At 41.7% G+C, this 3,359-nt stretch carries 2 protein-coding genes; both read left to right on the forward strand.

The annotated features are described in order from the left end of the window. The first annotated feature begins 221 nt into the window (after positions 1 to 221). The gene (locus JRI95_16720) at positions 222 to 1,610 is read left to right on the forward strand and encodes a DUF362 domain-containing protein (GenBank protein ID MBW2063188.1); all 1,389 of its coding nucleotides are present in this window, start codon (positions 222 to 224) and stop codon (positions 1,608 to 1,610) included. A 2-nt stretch (positions 1,611 to 1,612) separates the two neighbouring features. Then, positions 1,613 to 3,133 (forward strand): hypothetical protein, encoded by a 1,521-nt coding sequence (locus JRI95_16725; GenBank protein MBW2063189.1) that lies wholly within the window; start codon positions 1,613 to 1,615, stop codon positions 3,131 to 3,133. The last annotated feature ends 226 nt before the right edge of the window (positions 3,134 to 3,359 follow it).

Genomic DNA, 3,359 nt, shown 5'->3' on the forward strand with positions numbered 1-3,359 from the left:
GGCAAGTTTATGAAAAAGCTTCCAAACTCATTTCGACGATCAATCAGTTTGTTTGAATCTAATATTTAGAATACGACATTAAGATTGAAAGTTCTCATTCAGTATGTTATAAATAACTATTAAGATTAAAATAATTGCTAACATAAAAAATAAGGTATAGTAATATTTTTTCTTCAAGCGTGGTAGAATATATTAAAAATCCCAAAATCAAGCACTACTGCTTGGAACCTCCTTTTGACCCTCCAGAGACCTATCCCGAACTGCCTTTTGCAAGCAAAACCAATAAAACCAATTTAGTCTATGCCATAGTCCGTGATCTTTTGATAAAATTGGGACTGGATCATAAAAATATTGGATGTGCTGAATGGAACCCGTTTAAAGAGATTATTAGACCTGGTCAAAACGTGTTAGTCAAACCAAACTTAGTTACGCATCAACACTATTTTGGAGAGCATGCCCTTTACAGTACTGTCAGCCACGGCTCTATTCTAAGACCTTTGATTGATTATGTGCATGTTGCATTAAAAGGAAATGGTTCAATAACAGTGGCGGATAACCCGGTTGAAGGAGCTGATTTTGACAGGCTGATGAAATTCACCGGAATTCAAGAAATGATTGATAAACTGAGTCAAAGAGGTTATACGAATGTTAAGGTCATAGACCTGCGACCAAAAGTATTGAAAGAAGCTTCTAATGGTGAGTTTTATTATGAGAATCAGCCTGGAGATCCTTTAGGCTATGTCACTATTGATCTTGGAAAGGATAGTTTATTTGGGGAATTTGATAACAATCAAAATATTCATTTCTATACCTTGGCTGATAAAACCGTTGACCATGTTGACCCCAAATATTGTGAAAGAAGCAAAACAGATGATTATCATAACCCTTCAATGCATAAATATATTGTGTCAAAGTCAATACTGAATGCTGATACCATCATTAATGTTGCTAAAATGAAGAGCCATTGTAAGGCGGGAGTATCACTGACGCTAAAAAATATGATTGGAATTGTATTTGAAAAGGACTGTATGCCTCATCATCGTCCAGGGCTGCCACCTAAAGGCGACGCGTTCCCTTTTTATCCCGCGTCTCATTATGTTATGGCTCGGAAAAGCTACTTAAACCTGAAAAAATGGTTCCAGATACATCGAATCCCAGTTGTCAAGGCTTTTAGAGATTGGCTTCAGAAGAAGAAGGTATTGGTCGGTCAGCAAATAGAACATGGGAATTGGAAAGGCAATGATACTATCTGGAGGACTATTCTTGATTTAAATAGAATTAATGTATATGCGGACCGTGAAGGGAAAATGCAGGATACTCCTCAAAGAAGCTGCTTCGCCTTAATTGACGGGATTATTTCTCAGCAGGGAGAAGGACCTATGGCCGGTGATGCGGTTCCAACCTCAATAATTCTGGGGGGGTTTAATCCAGTTCTTGTAGACGCGTTAGCCGTTAAAGCTATGGGATTGGATTACCGGTTATTCAAGACTATCTCCGAGGCAGGCAGGCTTAAAAAGTGGAAGCTTTTGCCAGGTGATGAGCACGACTTATCCTTTTCTGAAGTAGATGTTCCTAATTTAAAATTCGAACTATCAAAGGGATGGCGCTAATCATGGGCGGCTGGATTACCATAATCGGTGAGGTCCCGGATTTTAATGATCGTTTAGCAGGATTCCAGAGAATATTCAGCGTAGAAGGCGTTCCGGACTTACGAGTGGAAACGCATCAACATTCGAACCAGGCACGAACAGTTGCATGGGCCTGGAATAAGTTTCATGTTCCAGATGTTTATGTGCAGGAGACTGATCAGGGAGACATCTGTGTTTTATGCGGCGCAGTAACCGACCTGGGTCATTATGGAGTTATCCAAAGTGAGCCTGAATTAACCGCTGTCCGCGTGCTTGACCTTTGGGTTCAACATCAAGACAAGTTGATCGAGCAGCTGAACGGGTCCTTTAGCTGCTTATTCTATGATGAAAAAACAAATTACGTCACATTATTTACTGACAGATTTGCTTCAAGGTCAGTATGGTTTACTGAGGAAAACGGTATATGGATTGTAGGTAACTACCCTTCGGCCATTGCAACCTTTAAAAAGAGCAAGCCCAAGATTAACCCGGTGGGGCTGTGGTCCTTGTTTAATACCGGCAGGCATGTGGGAGGACAAGGGCTTTACGCAAACATTCATTGCCTCTCAGCCGGAGAAAACGTCATTCTGACTGTGGGGAAGCAGACGGAACGAGGACAATGGCATAGGCGTAAATACCAACCCGACCATAAAGTCACTCCTCGAGAATGGGGGCGCAGAATCTCTCAAACGCTCCAGGCTTCAAGCTCACGGCTTCATAAAACATGCGCCAAGCCGCATATCTTTCTGAGCGGGGGTCTGGATTCCCGAGTCGCTGCCGCCGCCTTTGGGAAGCCATTGAAAAGTGTTAGTCTTTGCACCAAGCCTAATGCCGAAACGCGACTGGCTTCCATGGTTTCAAAGGCGCTGGGGATTGATCACGAAATAATTATTCGTTCCCCCTATTGGTATCTTGATACTTTAAATGCGGCCGCCTTGATTAGCTCGGGAAATTTCTTGACCTGCCATACCCACTTTATTGTGCCTGCAAGTCATATCGCTTCTACGAGTCAGGACGCTGAGTTCCTTTTGGGCGATCTTCTTGAAAACCTTAATAAACATTATTTCACTCTTCCCAACGGGCATCAGTTGGCTTACGGCCCAGAAAATATGAAGACAATACTTCATACTTCTGTTCCTTACTCCATGAAGGACATCCACAGGCTGGGCGTATACTTTAAAGAGGAAATAAGGTCACGCATTGAGGAAGCATACATGGAGGCTCTCCAATATTACACCCGATCGCTTCTTGAAGTTTCTGAAGATGATGCCGATCGCTTAGACACTTTTTTACGCTGGCCATTAGTCTCCCCACTGAATGGAAACTGCGAGCCGGTAAAACCAAATATATCTTGCGAAAAGCGGGGGCTGGGAATTTACAAAGAAATTATTGCATGCTTCCCAAAATTGGGTTACAAAATTCCTTCACCTTTGCCGTCCAATCCGAGGAAGGTCGCGATGGCGGGACAGGCAGCGAGAAAAAGTACTGGAATCCACAGAATATGAAAAATTGCAGGAGATTTTACCAAGCGGGAAGGTACAGCCGGACAAGCTTATTGGATTAATGGTCTGGAAAGAAAAAATGCCCTGAGTAATATATATTGTTTATCCTAAAAATATTAGACTTAATAGGTAAAGAATGCTTAAGGTAGCAATTATTCAGCGTAGATTAGCGAGTTATCGTTTACCTGTATACGAAAAAATTATTAAAAATAATTCTGACATTTCATTA

This window comes from Deltaproteobacteria bacterium (assembly GCA_019308995.1).
Classification (GTDB): Bacteria; Desulfobacterota; Desulfarculia; order Adiutricales; family JAFDHD01; genus JAFDHD01.

Coding starts and splice junctions, on each gene's coding strand:
- JRI95_16725 (MBW2063189.1), top strand. CDS start 1,613: ATGGGCGGCTGGATTACCATAATCGGTGAGGTCCCGGATTTTAATGAT.